Below are 18,565 nucleotides of genomic sequence, written 5' to 3'. Positions count from 1 at the left end.
ACACTGATGTGTAATATTCAATAGGTGCTTTTATTATTTTATAATAGCTCTAGGTTTGTAATGTTGTATATAGTATGTGCGAAGTGTAAATAATATACCTGCAACTACTACACTAGCCAACAAACCAATCCATACGCCAAATGGTCCATAATTAGGATTTTTAGCAAGGGTATAAGCCGTTGGGAAACATACACCCCAATAAGAAATGAGTGAGATGTAAAGAACTACTTTAACATCCTTGTAGGCTCTTAGAATACCTTGTAATGGAGTACCTATGGCATCGATGGCAGCAAAAAATACGCCATACCCAAGGAAGTGATAAATAAGCTCATATACTTCATCATCATTGGTAAATAGATTAGCAATATTATCCATATGAGTGAACGTAAAGGCGCAAATGAGAACGGCTATGATGATGGCCAATACACGAGAAATATAAGAGTATTGAATGGCTTCCTTTTTTCGCCCTGCACCGAGTTCATAAGCAACGGCAATGGTAGAAGACATGGCAATGCTTAATGGTAAGCAGTAGAATACATTAGTAAAGGAAATAACCGATTGATGAGCTGCTACTACAGCAGATCCAAAGTGAACCATTAAGAGACCAGCAATGCTAAAGATACTAGCTTCAAAGAAGATGGAAAAACCAATGGGTATACCAACTTGTAATTGTTCACGGATATAGTGGAAATTAGGACTATGGAAATCTTTATAGATGCGATAGCCTTTTAACTTAGGATGCAATAGAATGACTAAGCTAAATAGAATAAAGTTGGTCCAACAGGCACCGGCAATACCATAGCCAGCACCAACACCACCGATTTCAGGAAAGCCGTAATGACCAAAGATGAGTGCGTAATTTAAGAATACGTTAATCACAAAGCTTGTAAAGACAATGGCCATGGAATAATGTGTTAATCCGTGAGAATCGACCGTGTTACGCAAGGTATTTACCCAGAGTAATGGGAATAAACCAAGTGCAAAGGCTTTCAGATAACTAATACATACCTCGGCGGCAGCGGGTTCAAGATTTAAATATGTCAATAAAGGGCGTAAGCCGAATATACCAATTAATAAAATTAAAAATGCTAGTCCTGTACCGATGAAAAGGCCTTGATGAAAGATTATTGGAATATCATCTGTTTTCTTAGCTCCTAATAGTTGAGAAATGATTGGCGTGATACCCATTAATGTACCTTGTGCAAAGATATAGAAGAGGAGCCATAAATTATATCCCGTAGCGACACCCGCTAAATCAGTCGTACTATATTGCCCCGTTAAAAAAATGGCGATGAAGGTCGCCCCAATCAGGGAAAATTGAGTGATGCACATTGGAGTAAATAGTTTTATGAACAACCATAATTTTTGCAGTATAGAATATGTTTGATACATACTAACCTCCCTAGTAACGATATACTATACCATATCATAAAGTAGCTTAATTTAATAGCCAAAACCTAAGAAAAAAAGGAATTAAATATATAAAAAAATAGAGCCCATATTATGATCATGTAAGGGGAGAAATGAGCTTATATAAACTATCTTATTTAATAAGAAAGAATTATGATAAAAACGTATACATATGTTGATAATTGAATTTTACACTACCTTACTATATCGATTATAATATATATACTATAGTTATATTCTAAGGAGGATACATTGGACATCTTATCTGTACAAGGTTTATTAGCGATGCTTCAGATCATCGTTATCGATATCTTACTTGCTGGCGACAATGCCATTGTAATTGGTATGGCAGCTCGTAACTTGCCAGCACATTTACAGAAGAAAGCCATCTTCTGGGGCACAGCAGGTGCCATTATTTTACGCCTTGTTATGGCATTCTTATTCGTAGAAGCGTTAAACAATATTCCTGCTCTACGTTTAGTAGGTGGTATCCTTCTTTTATGGATCGGTTACAAGCTCGTTGCTGATGATGAAAGCGAGCATAATATCGAGGCTAAAGATAATTTACGTGCTGCCATCATGACAATTGTCATTGCGGACGGTATCATGGGCATCGATAATGTTATCGGCGTAGTAGGTGCTGCTGGTGGTGACATGACATTAGTTGCTATTGGCATGCTTATCACTGTACCTATCATCATTTATGGTAGTACTTTGTTTGTGAAAGTAATTGAACGCTTCCCAATTATCCTATACGTAGGTGGTGGTATCCTCGCTTGGGTAGGTGCTGCTATGAGCGTGGAAGATAAATTGATTTCTCACATTGTTGAACCATATGCACTGTTCATTAAAATAGCTGCAGTAATCCTCGTAGTAGGTGCATCTCTATTAGCAAATAAACTAAAAAAATAATGAAACTTATCTCTTCTTCTAGTAATAGGAGGAGAGATATTTTTTTGGTAAAAGTATATTCCTAATAGAACTCATCATAAGGACTAAGCTCCATATATAGATGAGAAAATACAATATTTATGGTATAGTTAAGGGATAGTTATAGAATTAGTAGACTGAATTGAGGTAAGTACAGAATGGAATTTTTAGAAGCCGCTACATGGATAACCATTAGTAAAATTATTTTAATAGATATTTTATTAGCAGGAGATAACGCTGTTGTTATCGGTATGGCTGCGGGCAAGTTAGCTCCAGAACTACAAAAGAAAGCTGTTATCTGGGGTACAGTAGGTGCCATTGTAATGCGTCTCGTATTTGCTACTCTTTTAGTAGAGGCTCTCACCCTAATTCCTCTTATTCATTTAGGCGGTGGCCTTGTACTTGTATGGATTGCCATTCAATTATTAAAAGGTGGCGATGAAGATGCACATATCGAAGCTAAGAATTCATTAATGGGTGCCATTTGGACGATTATTGTAGCTGACGCTATGATGAGTATTGATAATGTCATCGGTGTAGTAGGGGCCGCTAGAGGTCATTTAGAGCTTGTTATTGCAGGTATGTTAATTACTGTTCCAATTATCGTATTTTGCTCTACATTATTTGCTCGAATTATTAATAAATTCCCTGCCATTCTTTGGGCTGGTGGTGCACTCCTTGGCTGGGTTGCAGGCGAAATGATTGTGGAAGATCCACTTCTTATGCCATATATTCAAGGTGAAGAATTACTCGTTAAATTCGGCACTGTATTCTTCGTACTCATTGTGACTGGTATGATTAAAATTTGGAAGAAAAGAGACGCGTAATGAACGGTACTAATCGTACATCTCGTAAGAAGAAATCTAAACAACATAGAAGAAGTAATCGCTCTAATTCACAGCAAGCTATAAACGGCCAATTATCTAAAAAACAACAGGCTATTTTAAATGCGCCTGTTAAGTTTGGTGATGAAGTATTGGTAACTATTCATGGCATTGGTAGCAGCGGTGAAGGGGTAGGTCGTGTAGATGACTTTACTGTCTTTGTGCCTTTTGCCTTACCTGGAGAAACTGTGAAAGTAGCTATTGATATGGTTAAAAAAACCTATGCTACAGGGCGCCTCTTAGAAATTGTTACGATGGCTCCCAATCGTATCGATGCAAGTTGTGATCTTTATGGATTCTGTGGAGGCTGCCAACTACAGCACATTACCTATGAAGGTCAGCTTTCACTAAAAACACAAAAGGTGAAGGACGTTATAGAGCGCATTGGTCATCAAAATCCAGACCTTGTAAAACCTGCATTAGGCCCTAAAGACCCATGGGCATATCGCAATAAGATGCAAATGCCTGTAGGCGGCACTAAAGGCGATATTCAAATGGGATTCTATGCGATGGGATCTCACGATATCGTGCAAGGTACAAACTGTCCTATTCAAGATGAAGGGAATAATATCATCGCTCAAGCGTGTTACCAAATCGCTAAAGAGTTTGACATTGAACCGTATGATGAACATACAGGCAAAGGTATACTACGCCATGTAATCGGTCGCATTGGACAATCTGGATGGATGATTATCCTTGTAACTGCTACAGACTACTTACCACACCGAGAAAAGTGGGTAGAAAAATTAACAGAACGAATTTCTCAAGTAGAAACTATTGTTCATAACGTAAATAGTAAGCGAACTAATGTTATATTAGGCCCTAAAAATAATATCCTTTATGGTGATGGGACGATTACAGACCATATTAAGGACCTACAGTTTACATTGTCCCCACATTCATTCTTTCAAGTTAATCCAGAACAAACTACAGTACTTTACGACCAAGCTCTTGAGTATGCGGACCTTAAAGGTGATGAAACCGTTATCGATGCGTATTGTGGTACGGGTACCATTTCACTGTTTTTGGCTCATAAAGCGAAACATGTTATCGGCATTGAGATCGTAGAGCCAGCCATTATCAATGCTCGTGAAAATGCCCGAAATAATGGCTATGACAATACTGAATTCATCGTCGCTGATGCGGCCGTAGAAATGCCAAAACTCTACAACGCTGGCGTACGACCAGACGTCATCGTATTCGATCCAATTCGAGCAGGCTGTAAAGAAGAAGTACTAACCTCTGCAGCTAGCATGGAACCAAAACGCATTGTCTACGTATCCTGTAACCCAGCCACCATGGCTCGAGACATTGAAATTCTCACACACTACGGCTATGAACTACAAGAAGTACAACCAGTAGACATGTTCCCAATGACCGCTCATGTCGAAGCGGTGGCTTTGCTTACTAGGAATAACGTGACGCAGTGAGCATTAGCACTGGGCAGGGATGTCCAAGAATTAGAGCGAAGTGAAGAATGATTGGCTGCGTGCTACTGTAAACTGAAGTCCCAACATATAGATCTAATATAATTATTAAAATAGTGTAGACGAATTAAAATTTTTTGGAGGCACAGGTTATGGCTTCAAGTAAAGAATATTTAGATTTTATTTTAGAACAACTATCAGAGTTGGAAGAAATAACATATAGATCAATGATGGGAGAATACATTGTTTATTATCGCGGAAAAATTGTTGGTGGAATTTATGATGATAGGTTCTTAGTGAAACCTGTTAAATCCGCAATAGCATATATGCCAAATGCAAAGTATGAGTTACCATATGATGGAGCAAAGGAAATGCTATTGGTTGATGATGTTGACAACAAAGAATTTTTAAATGGCTTATTTAATTCAATGTATGATGATTTACCTGTACCAAAACTAAAGAAATAATCAAATTTGAATTTAAGGGGGGATTTTTATGTCTACAATTAAAATTGAAAACCTCAATTTCTCATATTATGGTTATGTAAACCCTGTATTTGAAAATGTATCATTTTCATTTGATACAAACTGGAAAATAGGATTGATAGGAAGAAATGGAATAGGTAAATCAACTCTATTTAAGTTACTTTTAAATCAAGAAACTTATCAAGGTAAAATAAGTCAGGATGTTGATTTTATTAAATTCCCACCCAATTTAAGTGATACTTCAAAATTAGGAATTGAGTTATATAAAGAACTAATATCGGATGAGGAAGAATGGAGATTATTTAGAGAACTTAATTTGCTAAATGTAGATGAGAACCTTGTTTACAGGGGATTTGAAACGCTTTCTTTAGGAGAACAAACAAAAATTCTTTTAGCTATTTTATTTACAAGAGAAGATGGTTTTTTACTTATAGATGAACCAACAAACCATTTAGATATGGACGGGAGAAAAATTGTAAGTGAATATCTGAAAAATAAAAAAGGTTTTTTACTTATATCTCATGATAGAGACTTTTTAGATGGCTGTATCAATCATGTTATTTCGATTAACAGAAACTCTATTGATGTTCAATCAGGAAATTTTACATCATGGCATGAAAACAAATTGATGAAAGATCAATTTGAAATTAGTGAAAACGAAAAATTAAGAAAAGATATTAAACGATTAAAAGAAGCTGCAAGACAAAGTAAAAACTGGTCTTATAAAATTGAAAATACCAAAAACGGTGTAAAAGTATCAGGTGTAAAGCCGGATAAGGGACATATAGGTCATCAGTCAGCCAAGATGATGAAAAAATCTAAGAATTTAGAGAATAGACAAAATAAGGCAATAGAAAAAAAACAAAATTTACTAAAAGATATTGAAACAAAGGAAAGTCTATTATTGCATCCATTACATCACCACAAAAATTCTCTAATATTGGTTAGAAATTTATCATTATATTATGGAGAAAGACAGATATTAAGCGATGTAAATTTTGATATAAAGCAGGGAGATATAGTGGCTATATATGGGGGTAATGGTAGCGGAAAATCAACCTTAATTAAAATTTTATTAGGTTTAAATCACGAGTACGTAGGTGATGTAAAATTAGCAAGTAATTTAAAAATATCATATATTCCCCAAGATACATCAAATTTAACAGGCCACCTAAATGAGTATATTCATAAGCAAGGTGTTGATGAAACATTGTGCAAAACAATTCTTAGGAAATTAGATTTTGCAAGAGAATTGTTTGAAATGGATATGAAGAACTATAGCGATGGACAAAAAAAGAAAGTTTTAATTGCTGTAAGTTTATCAAAGCCGGCTCATATATTTGTTTGGGACGAACCATTAAATTATATAGATGTAATATCAAGGATACAGATTGAGGAAATTATAAAAGAAGCAAAACCTACACTTATATTTGTGGAACACGATAAGAGGTTTGTAGAAGATATAGCTAATAAAACAATACGATTATAAACTAAATAACAACTCTCAGTTTGTCGAGGTAATACCTTTTAACGATAACCTTATGCTATCGTTAAAAAGTATGTGGATATATTCCCACATACAAACGCAACTACTTGATATACTTGGTGTTCACTTAATCAACGTTTAGGCGCTGGCTTTGATTTCTAGAAGCGAAGCGACGCAGTAAGCATTAGCACTGGCCATGGATTACAGTTTTAGCTCTAATTATGTGAGGAATATTATGGATTTTATACATGATAGAAAGAGTAACATCCTTTTTAGTCTTTATGGTAGTAAAGTAAGTAGAATCAGAATTCATAATAGAACATTGACGTTAACAGTTGACGAATTATATCAATTGGTAGATGGTGAAGAAAGAGCATTTTCTGGTGAAATATCTTTTAAAGACTGTGATGTGGACTTATGTAAGGTACTAATATTTAACAAAACCTTAGGTGAAGGTCGATTTAATGGAAAGTCCATTTGTTTACGTGATTTTATGAATGAGTATGTAGACTCAGAATTTGAAATAATTACGGAAGGATATTTTGCCAATACAACTACATATACAGGTTGGCTTTGGATTGATGAAAAACCTCCAGTATCTGTCATTATGTATATTTGGAATAGCGGGGATATGGTGTATCATGTAAAAAAATAACCCTATTTTTTTACCGATAAAATTATGCTAGATATAGGGAAGAGAAAGATTGATATAATATTTTATAGGTATTGAGAGCGTAGAGGAATCCAGTATTAACTCTCATGATAACGCACGATATAATGGATTTGCACACTAGGAATAAAGAAATAAAATAATACCTTGTATTATAAGTTTATGGAGTTAACTATATATGGCCTGGCTAAAACCAATGGATTATAAAAAACAAGAGTATATGGAGTTAAGGCTTAATGCACCGTTAGGTGAGCATATACGCTTAGATTTTAATCCTCTAAAAGTTACTGATACCTCTAATTCCTCACCAAATTGGAAGGATTGGCATTGTTATAGGAAGCCATTACGAGTTTATAGTCCAGATTTTGATGTTTTAGTTTCTTATTTTAATCAAGTATATCCTATTATAGATGCATCAGATAATACTGAAAGAGATAGCGTTGACGTATGCTTTGATAATTGGATTAAACAAGATGATTGGATTAAAATAATTCATAATATTGAAGTTGATCTTATAAACTTTAGTAAAGATGCATTAGAGTTTTAAACTCATGTATTGCTTGGGAAAAGGAAATACTTTAATATACATCTGTTATAGTTATTGAAAGTAATCTTTAAAAGAAATACAGTACTATTTAGGAGGACTTTTACAATTTTGAAACCTAGAGAGTTATGTGAAAAAGCTTGGCAGGAGATAGCAAGTAAATTTCCTGATTTTAAGGTAGTTAGTAAAGGTCAGAAGTTAAAGAAAACCTCTAAGAATAAAGACCTCATCTTTGAAATCTACTTTCAAGCTAATAGAAATAACTATGCAGATAGCGTAGAGTTTGTTCCACATATTGCCATTTATTCTAAATCTATGAAAAAAGCTAATATTCATAACGGGTTTGTATATGGCGGAGAATTAGGTCGTTTGTTAAATAGAACGGAATGGCATTGGTATCAATTAGCAGGTGCTAGCTATCAATATACTGTAGATGAAGTTAGCAAGTTATGTGAGGAATATATAATACCGCTATTTGCAGGTTTTGAAGATACAGAACGTAATATTGAAAAACTTATAGAGGGAGATATAAACGATTATAATCTACCATATTATATTTATCATTATGGTGGAAAAGATAAAGCTCAACAATATTTTAATAAAATAATCAAAAATTCTGAGTTAAGAAGTATGTATATTGACTTTTATAATCAGTTGAAAGACATGCCAAAAGAAAATATTTCATTAGATAAAAGTGAGTTTTATGGCTCTGCTATGATTAAATTTGCATATCTTCATGGAATTGAAATAGAAAAATAATAATTAAGCCCTTCGCTTATGCGGAGGGCTTTTACTATACACTCATACTTATAAATGTAATATAATGTAATTAGTGATAATCATTTTAAATATATAGTTCATGGGAGAGTGACATGATACAGTTAAAAGATTTAGGTACATTTGAATCTGTGCCTCATATCGTAACAGATATTGTAACAGGAAATATTAGCGCTTTAGAAAATGCATTAGCCAATGGTTGGGATATTAATATACCTATAGAAATTGGTGAGTATAGTGAGCATACACCTTTAGAATTAGCTCTTGTTATGTGTTGCTTGCCAAGTATTCAATGGTTAGTGGAGAATGGCGCTAATCTTAATGATGAAGAAAATCCAAGTTTCTTATTAGCTGTACGGTATGGTAATAAAGAGATTATCGACTATGTTGTGACTCATGGTGCTAATTTTCACGCCTTGAACCGTGTAAAAGTAGATGCCTTTCGAGCTGCCTTATATGGCAAGAAATATAATCATTTACAGATTATTCATGACTTAGGCCATACGGTACAGAAGTATGGCGGTAAAGCTTTCAGAAATGCCATTACAGATAGAAATTATGAGGTTCTAGATTTCTTTATTCATAATGGTGTAGATATTAACTACAATAAGCCTGATTCTGTATATCCCTTTAAGCCAACGCCATTGTGCGTAGCAGCACGGTATGTAGATTTAAAGATGTGTAAATACTTGGTAGAACATGGCGCTGACGTGACCATCACGGAAAAGGATGGTATGCGCGCCTATAGCATTGCTATTGAAAAAGGCGATATGGAAATGGCAGAGTATTTTAAATCCTTAGAGCCTGCTGAGTTTCATGATATACAAAATAAAATGGATCAGTTAAAGCCATTTAAATTACCAAAAGCATTAGTGAATTTTTTAGCGGGCGAACAACTTTACTTTGAATTGCCAGACTCCGATTTTATATCTATAGAGTTCTTCCCACTTATTGATACGATTCCATTTAAATTAGGTCGTCGTAATCTATTGCGTTTATCTAAAGAACTGGGCGAGTATAACGAGTGGCAAATTGTATGGGACCCTAAAACTAAAAAGATTTCTTGTTATGATGTAGAACATCAAGAACTACGAGAGCTTTGTAAATTTGATGAGTTTATGTCCGATATGGCAGGTCAATTAGAAACCTTATTTTAATGTATATCGTAAAGGAGAGGCAATACATATGACAGATACATTTGAGAAAACATATACGGATTGGTCCATTGATGTAGGCACCTATAAATATGAAGGTATTACACTGAATGAAGTTGAACAAAATCTGTATGCTATTGAAGACCAAGAGCAAGACTTTGTAGTTATTTCTCCATCAAAGGCAATCTCCATAGATAATAAACTATATAACTTTGTACAGGTTTGTAGTGATCAAGATACCGATTTATTACATATAGAGCTTAGTGTAACTAATGATGGCGACCGCGGCGCTATCATATATGGTAAGAATGAGCTGGGCCATCAAGAGGTATTACAGATAATAGAAGATTTTATTGCACATCGTAAGGTTCCTACATTAGATAGTTGGGAAATCGTGTTAGATTTAAGACCGAAGATGGAAAGCTATGTAAAGGGGACAAACGATGACTGATCCTGCAATATATTTTGGATAATGAATTCAAAGATTTACATTACTTTGCCATAGATGGATGATATATTTTCTAAAATTAAGTTACTACAAATAGTATACGGAGCCCATTATGTTATATTCACCGAATAACCTTTTGTATAAGTATATTCGCTATCGATTTAGACGGATTCAGATAGAATGTAATATGGTATACGATGTAACACCAGAGGAAGAAGATGAGATTTGCCGTAATCTGTTAAAAAAGAGAGCGAAGATATTGATTCCTGTTGGCATAGTATATGGTTTGATATTTGCCCTTACTTTCACTTGGCTATTAGGCACAAGTGAGGAATTGAACCCATTAATGCAATGGGAAGTAAGAGTTATTGACTATGTTATACCATTTTTAAATACCATTGATTTTAAGTGGTATGCGTATTCACTGAATTTATTGTGGGCAGCCCTTATATTGGCCCCTATCGGGATTATAAATGTATGTCCTTATATCATTTTTTCCTATATTATAGATACCATTTTGATACGGCGTGAGGTGAAAGCTTTAATAAAAAAATATTCCATTGATCAAATAAAATGTGGTTAGATTATATCTATTTGTTTAGGAGAGAGTATTATGAGTCATCTAAAAGATTTCAATTGGACTGGATTTTGGAAAGACACCGATTATGCATTTGAGTCCTATATAGGTAGAGAGGTTACCGATGAGGATATTAAGAATGCTGAAGCTAAACTAGGCTATACATTGCCTACAGCATATATAGAGCTACTTAAAAACCATAATGGTGGTGTAGTAAATAAGAATTGTTTTATTAACGATGATGACGATTGTGTATATATAACAGGAATATATGGCATCGATAGAGATAAAAAATACTCTCTTTTAGGTGAGATGGGTAATGAATTTTGGATTTCCAAAGTAAAATATCCCCCTATTGGTATCGTTGTAGCCGATACAATTTCCGGCGGTCACGACATGGTTTTCCTCGATTATCGTGAGTGCGGTCCAACCGGTGAACCTAAGGTAGTCCGTGTAGACCAAGAATGTGATTATTCAATTACGCCGTTAGCAGATAATTTTGGTGACTTTATTAAGAACTTATATTTCAATATAGAAGAAATTACGGATGAAGAGTTTCAAGAATTAAGTGATACAGAAAAGGTTAAGCTCCTTAATGAACAAGAGGGCATCGATTTCAAGCGTGCGATGGAGTTATTAACTAACATAGGCATTGATAATTTGTCGCCTATATTGTTAAGCTCCTTAGGACGTATGTATAACAATAGTGGCCGCGCAGCAGAGGCTATTGATTTATTTGAACGTATCGATGAGGCACATCGCGATTGGTCTTGGTATTATCGTTGTGGCTATGCTCATGGGATGCTAGGGTATGGTAAAAGCTATGAATCTGAACATGTACAGAAGGCATTACAATTAATAGAAACAGGCATAAAAATGACGAAAGAAGCCCATTTAGATAAACAGCTTGTTTGGTGCTGTGAAGTGGTAAAATATCACCTATTTAAAATTAAGCCAAAAGAGTACAAGGTGGATTATCCTTTGGTATATGAAACTATTAAGAATGTCTTTGATAAGAAAAATAGCAAAGATACTATAGAAGATAAAGTTACTACAGAAGGTAAAGTTACTGGAGATATTAATGAATGCGAAGAAGATAAGTATCCTACATATGATGTAGTACATTGGGTATTTAATAAGCAAACATATAGCAGAGAAGAGTTTTCTAAAGAATACCATAAAGAAGTAGAGAAATATGTAGATGATGAAGCAGACGACGATAGATTAGAAGAACCTGAAATTCTAGTAATCTATGAGGCTTGGATTGAAAGTGTAGACCAACTCTTTGATAATGAACGTGTAACCGATGAAGAACTACTCGAAGACGATAAAGAAGACGGTATGTGGCAAGTTGAAATCATGGCTTATCTCGTAGCAGATAATGGTACATATTTTACTAGAGAAGAATTGCTCTTTAAATTGCATAATCTAATGGCTAATAAAGAACTGGGCGATCACGTCTTTTTTGAAGGTATTGAATATGAAGGCCATGAATGTGAAGGTTATGGACTTATAGATAACGATGAAGGTATACCTGTATTCTATACATGCTGTGGTAGCTAATTAATAGAGAAATAATAGATTAGCCCTTCGCTTATGCGAAGGGCTTTTACTATATACTTAGAAATTATATATTATTGTGCTTTGGGCTACGTTATTTTATATGAGCTTTGTGTAAAATATTGAGAAAGTATTTTAGTAATTTTGAAATCAAAGCATTGTGATGAGAGAGGATGCCTATGATAGAAAATGAACTCATATATGATGAGAAATATTGTGAATATAGACTTCTTTATGAAGGCTTAGAATTCTGTTGGGAGGAGAAGCCATCAGGCGATTATTTAGATACTGTAAAAGTTCTTGCCAAAAATTATCATAAAAATATTGATAAGATTGCAGCTTTCATGCTTGAAGACATTCGAGAAATGTATGATGAATCTATTACTATAGATGATGTGAAAGAACGTATCGGTATCCCTAAAATTGAACCAGAGCTAGGTGCTGTAACCTATTGTGAACAAACCTTTGATTTTACTCATATATTTTGCTTTGAATTTTGGGATGATGAGTTTGAAGATTTAAATTACTTTGCTATTGATGGCTGATATATTGCCATAAAATGGCAAAAGAGCTACCTTAGATAAATAGATTAGTTTAGTGTTGTGAAGTAGTAGAGCATTTATTAATCTCTATTAGTTCAAAGGATTACAAGGAGGATTATCCTATGATTTTTGATGCCATAAAAAAACTTTTTAACAAGGATGAGAATACTGAGCAGATTGAATATCTTGGTACTGATAAAGATGGTAATAAAATATATGAAGGTTACTATCATGAATTTAAGGGAATTCCTTGGGTTTTCAATAAAACTACCTATACTAGAGAAGAGTTTGATAAGGAGTTTTATAAATGCTTAGAAGAGCATAATGTTAATCCTGATAATTTACCGCCATTAGTAGAGCCTGAAATTCTTGTAAGCTATGAGGCTTGGATTGAAAGTAAAAGTCAGCTTCACCCTAATGAATACTTATATGAAGACGATGAATTAGAAGAATACGATAAAGAAGACGGTATGTGGCAAGTAGATATCTATGCTCGCTTTAAAGCAGATAATGGCGAATACTTTACTACTGAAGAGATTCTTTTCAAGATACATAACACAATGGCTAATAAAGAGCTCGGCGATCATGTATTCTTTGAAAATCTAGCCTATGATGATCATGAATTTGACGCTGACGATGACGACGATGTTGCTGACGATGATGAAGGTACTCCTGTATTTGTCGTATGGCTTGGTAGCTAGTAAATAGCTGTTTTTGTTATAAACTATTATTTTAAAATCAGTCAGTTATTGTTTTGTGTTGTTTGTTATTATTATGATAAGATGAGTTCATATACATATTAATGATACGAGGGGAAGTGTATTGATTGTCTATGAGTGTTGAGCAGTTTCTATCTTTGTCTGATGATGAACAGTTGCAAACTATTAAAGATCTTAATGATATCGGTCAAGAGGACATTATTATCGATGTATTGACGGGGGTTGACATCGATAACTTATCTGTACCTTTATTAGGCGAACTTGGTAGAGCCTATAACAATAACGATAAGCCAGAAGAAGCTATTAAAGTATTTAAGACCATCGATAAAGAACAGAGAGATGCAGTATGGCATTATCGCTGTGCGTACTCTCATGGCTCTATTGCTTCTACTAATCATGAGGCTTATACATCAGAGAACATGCAACAGATGTTAGCTTTAGTAGATAGCGGTGTACAATTAGCTACTAAAGAAAATCGAAATGATATAAGGGAATATTGCTTTGAAATCATGGATATGTGCCGTCTACAAATGGACTTTGAAAAATGTGAAGTTGACTATCCTGATTTATGCTTAAACTATAGCAAGTATATAGCAGAGAAAAAGAAGAAAAGAGAAGGTGTACCTCGTCAACGAACGATTACTGTAGAAGAAATTTTAGCTACAGATGATATGTGGACTATAAATGAGCCTGCCTATTGGACTATTAATATTTATGGTTCGTATGATGACTATTTAGAATCTGCAAAAGCCTTTACCGTAGAGCAGCGATATCTTAACGCTATATGCTGGTATTTCGCTGAGGTTAATAATGGTGGGCATCATCAATTCTTCTATAACTCTACTGGTATTGTATGGGAGGACACTCTTGCGGGGTTACGCCTCTTCAAGATGGACATACTAGCAGATAATTTACAATCTGTAATCGATTACTTTGGCGGCTCTGTTCCATTTGATAGAGCTGAACGATGGACTATTTTACAAGATTGGGAGAATGAGGCTGAATTATTCGATTTCCTAGATGGAAAAGATGATGTAGTATATGAATATGATGGAATCTTTGAAGATGCATTTGTACATGAACATCCTGAATTATTTGTATTTGATGGTACCTATAAAGTTCCAGAATAAGCTTGGGATATATTTAACAAGATATAATCGATGTAACCGGTACAACTGGTACTTTCACTATGTTAATCGATTTTATTATGTAGCAACTTTCACCAAGTAGAAACGATGTATTAGAGGTATTACATGTTAGATAAACAAGGCGTATATGATTGTTTACGTGACCATCATATCGATTTTGAAATTACAGATCACGCACCATTATTTAGTATGGACGATAAGCCAAATGTGCAGTTGCCCTATCCTGAGTGGGATGCGAAGAATTTATTTATACGAGATCATAAACGAGAGCATTACTATTTAATTACCGTTCGTGGTTCAAAGCGTGTAGATCTAAAACAATTTCGTAAGGACCATAAGTTGAAAAAGATTTCCTTTGGCTCTGAAGAAGAACTATGGGATATTTTGAAGATTAAACCAGGTCACGTATCTCCATTCTGCTTGCTTCATGATGAGGACCGTAAGGTCCATTACTATATTGATGCGGACTACGAGAATAATTTAATCGGCATACATCCGAACCAAAATGATGCGACTGTGTGGCTTCAAGGTAAAGAACTAGTTAAACTCATTGAAGAGCATGGTACAATAGTAGAATATATTACATTGTGATTTAGGAGTCTTTTATGAACAAAAATTTGTTAAAACGTATTGTATTAACATCTGCTATTGCCGTATTAGGTGTAAGCACATCTTTTGCAGCTCTTGTTATGGAGCGAGATCAATCTGTAGATACAGCACCTAGTGTAGGCATGTATCGTTTCGAAGTACCTGTAGAGTTACAAGGAACTTATAATAGTGCAGGTGTAGCTAATCTGACAGCATCTATGGAAAAAGAACCTAATACATTGTCCATGAATGTGGCGCATGTAAAAGGTAATCCTTCGGAGTCTTATGTAGTTGAAATCTATAAAGATTTAGCTGCTATTGAAACACATCGCAAATCTGACCATTATCAAGCATTTGTTAATGAAGTCGGTTCTAAATTAACAAATCGTAAGATGTACGATGTACAGTCTGTACTTTTATTTGAAAAGAAAGATGCATTATCTATCGTAAATGATGGTAAGGCAGTGGTGACCTTAACTGAGTTTACTGTTGATAGCAATGAAATCGATACGGTACAACGACAATATCAACTCGATATGGAACGTGCCGTTCGTGATGATGCGGGTTATAAGGCTGGTTATGTGCTTCGTGAAAGAAATGCAAAAAATCGTTGGTACGTCATTCAAATCTATAGCGATCAAGAAGCCCTTACTAAACACTTGAACAGCCCAGGTTATCGTTTTATGATGAGCCAAATCCAAGGTAGTCTACAAGGGGTTACTACTAAAGTATTAGATGGGGATATCCTTGTAAACCATGGTGGTCAATCATTTGTTAGACCTTAGTTTTTGATATAATACTAATCAGTAAAGTTACTGCTAGCATATTATGTGCTAGCAGTTTTTTGCTATATAATAGGTTATAATCTAGTTAATTCTATTTAGGAGTTATATATGACACAACAAGAACGATTGCGCTATCTTTTAGAGGGATTAGTAGCCGAATATAAAGAGAAATATAACGAACATATAGATATTCCCGTAAGTGAAGAAGAACAATTTACTCTATTTAGAGCACTATGTAATATTCGTCCTGCAGGAGCTATGTCCGCAGAGTGGATGAAGATAGAGGATGAATATTTAAATACATTGGCTCATGAAAAAGGCATCGTTACGATTAACGATATGGAAGAGCGAGAACCTCAGATATATTTGTGGCAAGGGGATATAACACGTCTAGCGGTAAAGGCTATAGTCAATGCAGCTAATGAGCAGTTGCTCGGTTGTTTTCTACCGAATCACAAATGTATTGATAATGCCATTCATACTTTTGCTGGTATTGAGTTACGTATGGCCTGTGCTAGGATGACTGAGTATATGGATATGCCTGAAAAGACAGGTGTAGCTCGTATGACCTATGGTTTTAATTTACCTGCCAGTCATGTTATCCATACGGTAGGGCCTATTGTTTATGATACTGTTACAGACTTAGAAAAAGAACAATTGTCATCGTGCTATAGATCTTGCTTGGAGCTAGCTAATGCTTATAGTTTGAAGTCCATTGCATTTTGCTGCATTTCTACAGGTGAGTTTAGATTTCCTAATGAATTGGCGGCCCAAATTGCTATCGATACGGTACGTAGGTATTTAAAAGAAACAAATAGTAAAATCCAAGTGGTATTTAACGTATTTAAGGATATAGATTATGACATCTACAACAAACTATTGGGATAACTAACATACTCCTTTTGAAATTCATAAAAATGCTGTATCATTTAATAATGACATACAAAAGGTATTGAATGATTTGTTATCTTAAGAAGGAGTTAATGTACTATGAACTATAAATATACCTATGAAAGTCCATTAGGGACAATGATTATGCTTGGTACATTATCATACTTAACAGATTTATTTTTTATTGATGAAGCTCATGCACCTAGTTATGATGATGCGGAGTATATAGAGCAACTAACAGGTCCATTTGAAGTAACAATTATGTGGCTAAATCAATACTTTAATGGTAAAAAGCCCTTTATTACACCGCCTATCCAGTTAGAAGGTACAGAGTTCCGTAAATCCGTATGGTCTATATTACAGACAATTCCTTATGGTGAAACTACAACATATGGAGATATTGGTAAACAAATTGCACAGCAACAAGGTAAAGAGAAATTTTCTGCTCAAGCCGTAGGAGGGGCTGTAGGGCATAATCCAATTTCTATCATCGTTCCTTGTCACCGTGTTATTGGTAGTAATGGCCAGTTAACAGGATATGCAGGGGGCATTGAACGCAAGAAATATATGCTAGACCTAGAGTCGGAGCATAAATAAAGTAATAGTAAATATAAAACATAGATAATAATAAAAGAGATTACTTCTATGTATAGTTAGACATATATAGAAGTAATCTTTTTTTGTGTTTAGATATATTTAGTTGTAATGTAAATAGATATCGTAATAATTAGAATATGAGCAAATACAATACTTTTACAATGTACTTATTTTAAATAAATTTGTTTTCTAAGGTACCAATACCGCTTATGGAAACTGTAACAATATCTCCTGGTTTTAACCAAGAATACTTACTTTCATTTTTACCTAATACTACACCACTAGGCGTACCTGTAAAGATAATGTCACCTTCTTGGAGTGTCATATATGTTGATAAGAAGGCAATAATGTTATAAGGCTTAAAAATCATTTGTTCTAGCTTTGCTTGTTGACGTATTTCACCATTTACTGTTGTCGTAATAGTAGCACTTTCAAAGTCAAAATCATCAGGAGATACAATATTAGGACCAATAGGAGCAAAGTGATCAAGCGATTTGCCAAGGATCCATTGAGAACCTCTAAACTGTAATGTACGGGCACATACGTCGTTACCAATGGTATAGCCTAAGATATGTTCCATTGCCTTTTCAGGAGATATGTTTTTACCAGATTTACCGATGATGATAACTAATTCTCCTTCATAATCGTAATGGAAAGTTTCGTCTTCAATAGTAATTGTATCATGATTACCTGCAAGAGCATTTGATGTTTTCATAAAGATTTCTGGAAAATCATGTGTAGCTAGACTAGTTTCAGCAATATGATCAGCATAGTTAAGGCCGATACAAATGATACTTTTAGGATTAGGAATTAAAAAATTTTTATTTTCGTTCATAATAGGGACCTCTAGTAAAATAAGATAATGTATATCTGAAATTATTATAATATAAATAGGGCGGTAGCTATACTGTAAAAAACAATTTTTATATTCAACGATAGTATA

21 protein-coding genes are annotated in these 18,565 nt (G+C 34.5%); 19 read left to right on the top strand and 2 right to left on the bottom strand.

The genetic code is table 11. The annotated features are described in order from the left end of the window. Positions 1-33: 33 nt before the first annotated feature. Complete coding sequence (locus tag E7L28_RS04700) at positions 34-1,392, bottom strand: MATE family efflux transporter (RefSeq protein WP_316711474.1); 1,359 nt, start codon at positions 1,390-1,392, stop codon at positions 34-36. Positions 1,393-1,662: 270 nt separating this feature from the next. Here E7L28_RS04700 and E7L28_RS04695 point away from each other — a divergent pair, with 270 nt between their 5' ends. From E7L28_RS04695 to E7L28_RS04605, 19 genes are all read left to right on the top strand, one after another. Further along, positions 1,663-2,322, top strand: a complete 660-nt coding sequence (locus tag E7L28_RS04695; protein WP_316711473.1) for a TerC family protein — start codon at positions 1,663-1,665, stop codon at positions 2,320-2,322. Positions 2,323-2,498: 176 nt separating this feature from the next. Continuing rightward, positions 2,499-3,167: a TerC family protein gene (locus E7L28_RS04690; protein ID WP_288187162.1), complete on the top strand. Its 669-nt coding sequence runs from the start codon at positions 2,499-2,501 to the stop codon at positions 3,165-3,167. Continuing rightward, the gene (rlmD, locus tag E7L28_RS04685; protein WP_316711472.1) at positions 3,167-4,654 is read left to right on the top strand and encodes a 23S rRNA (uracil(1939)-C(5))-methyltransferase RlmD; all 1,488 of its coding nucleotides are present in this window, start codon (positions 3,167-3,169) and stop codon (positions 4,652-4,654) included. Before E7L28_RS04690 ends, rlmD begins: the two co-directional genes overlap by 1 nt. A gap of 149 nt (positions 4,655-4,803) precedes the next feature. Then, positions 4,804-5,118, top strand: a complete 315-nt coding sequence (locus E7L28_RS04680) for a TfoX/Sxy family protein (protein WP_024066714.1) — start codon at positions 4,804-4,806, stop codon at positions 5,116-5,118. A gap of 28 nt (positions 5,119-5,146) precedes the next feature. Continuing rightward, entirely contained in the window at positions 5,147-6,625 is a 1,479-nt protein-coding gene (locus E7L28_RS04675) for an Lsa family ABC-F type ribosomal protection protein (protein WP_024066715.1), read from the top strand. A 232-nt stretch (positions 6,626-6,857) separates the two neighbouring features. Further along, positions 6,858-7,277, top strand: a complete 420-nt coding sequence (locus E7L28_RS04670) for a hypothetical protein (protein ID WP_227283059.1) — start codon at positions 6,858-6,860, stop codon at positions 7,275-7,277. 193 nt (positions 7,278-7,470) lie between these two features. Continuing rightward, positions 7,471-7,839 (top strand): BdrN protein, encoded by a 369-nt coding sequence (locus E7L28_RS04665; protein ID WP_227283058.1) that lies wholly within the window; start codon positions 7,471-7,473, stop codon positions 7,837-7,839. Between the two features lie 108 nt (positions 7,840-7,947). Beyond that, positions 7,948-8,595, top strand: coding sequence for a DUF4304 domain-containing protein (locus E7L28_RS04660; RefSeq protein ID WP_227283057.1), 648 nt, complete (start codon positions 7,948-7,950; stop codon positions 8,593-8,595). 113 nt (positions 8,596-8,708) lie between these two features. Beyond that, complete coding sequence (locus tag E7L28_RS04655; protein WP_005386941.1) at positions 8,709-9,770, top strand: ankyrin repeat domain-containing protein; 1,062 nt, start codon at positions 8,709-8,711, stop codon at positions 9,768-9,770. Between the two features lie 28 nt (positions 9,771-9,798). Then, positions 9,799-10,218, top strand: coding sequence for a hypothetical protein (locus E7L28_RS04650; RefSeq protein WP_005386940.1), 420 nt, complete (start codon positions 9,799-9,801; stop codon positions 10,216-10,218). A gap of 109 nt (positions 10,219-10,327) precedes the next feature. Next, entirely contained in the window at positions 10,328-10,798 is a 471-nt protein-coding gene (locus E7L28_RS04645) for a hypothetical protein (protein ID WP_039969246.1), read from the top strand. A 30-nt stretch (positions 10,799-10,828) separates the two neighbouring features. Then, positions 10,829-12,355 (top strand): SMI1/KNR4 family protein, encoded by a 1,527-nt coding sequence (locus tag E7L28_RS04640; protein ID WP_316711471.1) that lies wholly within the window; start codon positions 10,829-10,831, stop codon positions 12,353-12,355. 176 nt (positions 12,356-12,531) lie between these two features. After that, complete coding sequence (locus E7L28_RS04635; RefSeq protein WP_316711470.1) at positions 12,532-12,897, top strand: hypothetical protein; 366 nt, start codon at positions 12,532-12,534, stop codon at positions 12,895-12,897. Between the two features lie 119 nt (positions 12,898-13,016). Then, positions 13,017-13,595, top strand: a complete 579-nt coding sequence (locus tag E7L28_RS04630) for a hypothetical protein (RefSeq protein ID WP_316711469.1) — start codon at positions 13,017-13,019, stop codon at positions 13,593-13,595. 125 nt (positions 13,596-13,720) lie between these two features. Next, positions 13,721-14,743 carry a DMP19 family protein gene (locus tag E7L28_RS04625; RefSeq protein ID WP_316711468.1) on the top strand — a complete coding sequence of 341 codons (1,023 nt, stop codon included), beginning with the start codon at positions 13,721-13,723 and terminating at the stop codon, positions 14,741-14,743. 123 nt (positions 14,744-14,866) lie between these two features. Next, positions 14,867-15,352: a prolyl-tRNA synthetase associated domain-containing protein gene (locus E7L28_RS04620; RefSeq protein ID WP_118091497.1), complete on the top strand. Its 486-nt coding sequence runs from the start codon at positions 14,867-14,869 to the stop codon at positions 15,350-15,352. A 14-nt stretch (positions 15,353-15,366) separates the two neighbouring features. Next, positions 15,367-16,134 carry a putative quinol monooxygenase gene (locus E7L28_RS04615; protein ID WP_118091498.1) on the top strand — a complete coding sequence of 256 codons (768 nt, stop codon included), beginning with the start codon at positions 15,367-15,369 and terminating at the stop codon, positions 16,132-16,134. Between the two features lie 108 nt (positions 16,135-16,242). Next, a complete protein-coding gene (locus tag E7L28_RS04610; protein ID WP_060919708.1) occupies positions 16,243-17,022 on the top strand; it encodes a protein-ADP-ribose hydrolase in 780 nt (259 codons plus the stop codon). 102 nt (positions 17,023-17,124) lie between these two features. Continuing rightward, positions 17,125-17,622 (top strand): methylated-DNA--[protein]-cysteine S-methyltransferase, encoded by a 498-nt coding sequence (locus E7L28_RS04605; protein WP_195394927.1) that lies wholly within the window; start codon positions 17,125-17,127, stop codon positions 17,620-17,622. A 172-nt stretch (positions 17,623-17,794) separates the two neighbouring features. Here the strand turns inward: E7L28_RS04605 and E7L28_RS04600 are convergent, their stop codons facing one another. Continuing rightward, positions 17,795-18,457, bottom strand: a complete 663-nt coding sequence (locus E7L28_RS04600; RefSeq protein ID WP_004693512.1) for a fumarylacetoacetate hydrolase family protein — start codon at positions 18,455-18,457, stop codon at positions 17,795-17,797. Between the last annotated feature and the right edge of the window lie 108 nt (positions 18,458-18,565).

The organism is Veillonella parvula, assembly GCF_032575955.1.
In the GTDB taxonomy this organism is placed as follows: domain Bacteria; phylum Bacillota; class Negativicutes; order Veillonellales; family Veillonellaceae; genus Veillonella; species Veillonella parvula_J.
This window is presented reverse-complemented; position numbering and strand designations above follow the sequence as displayed.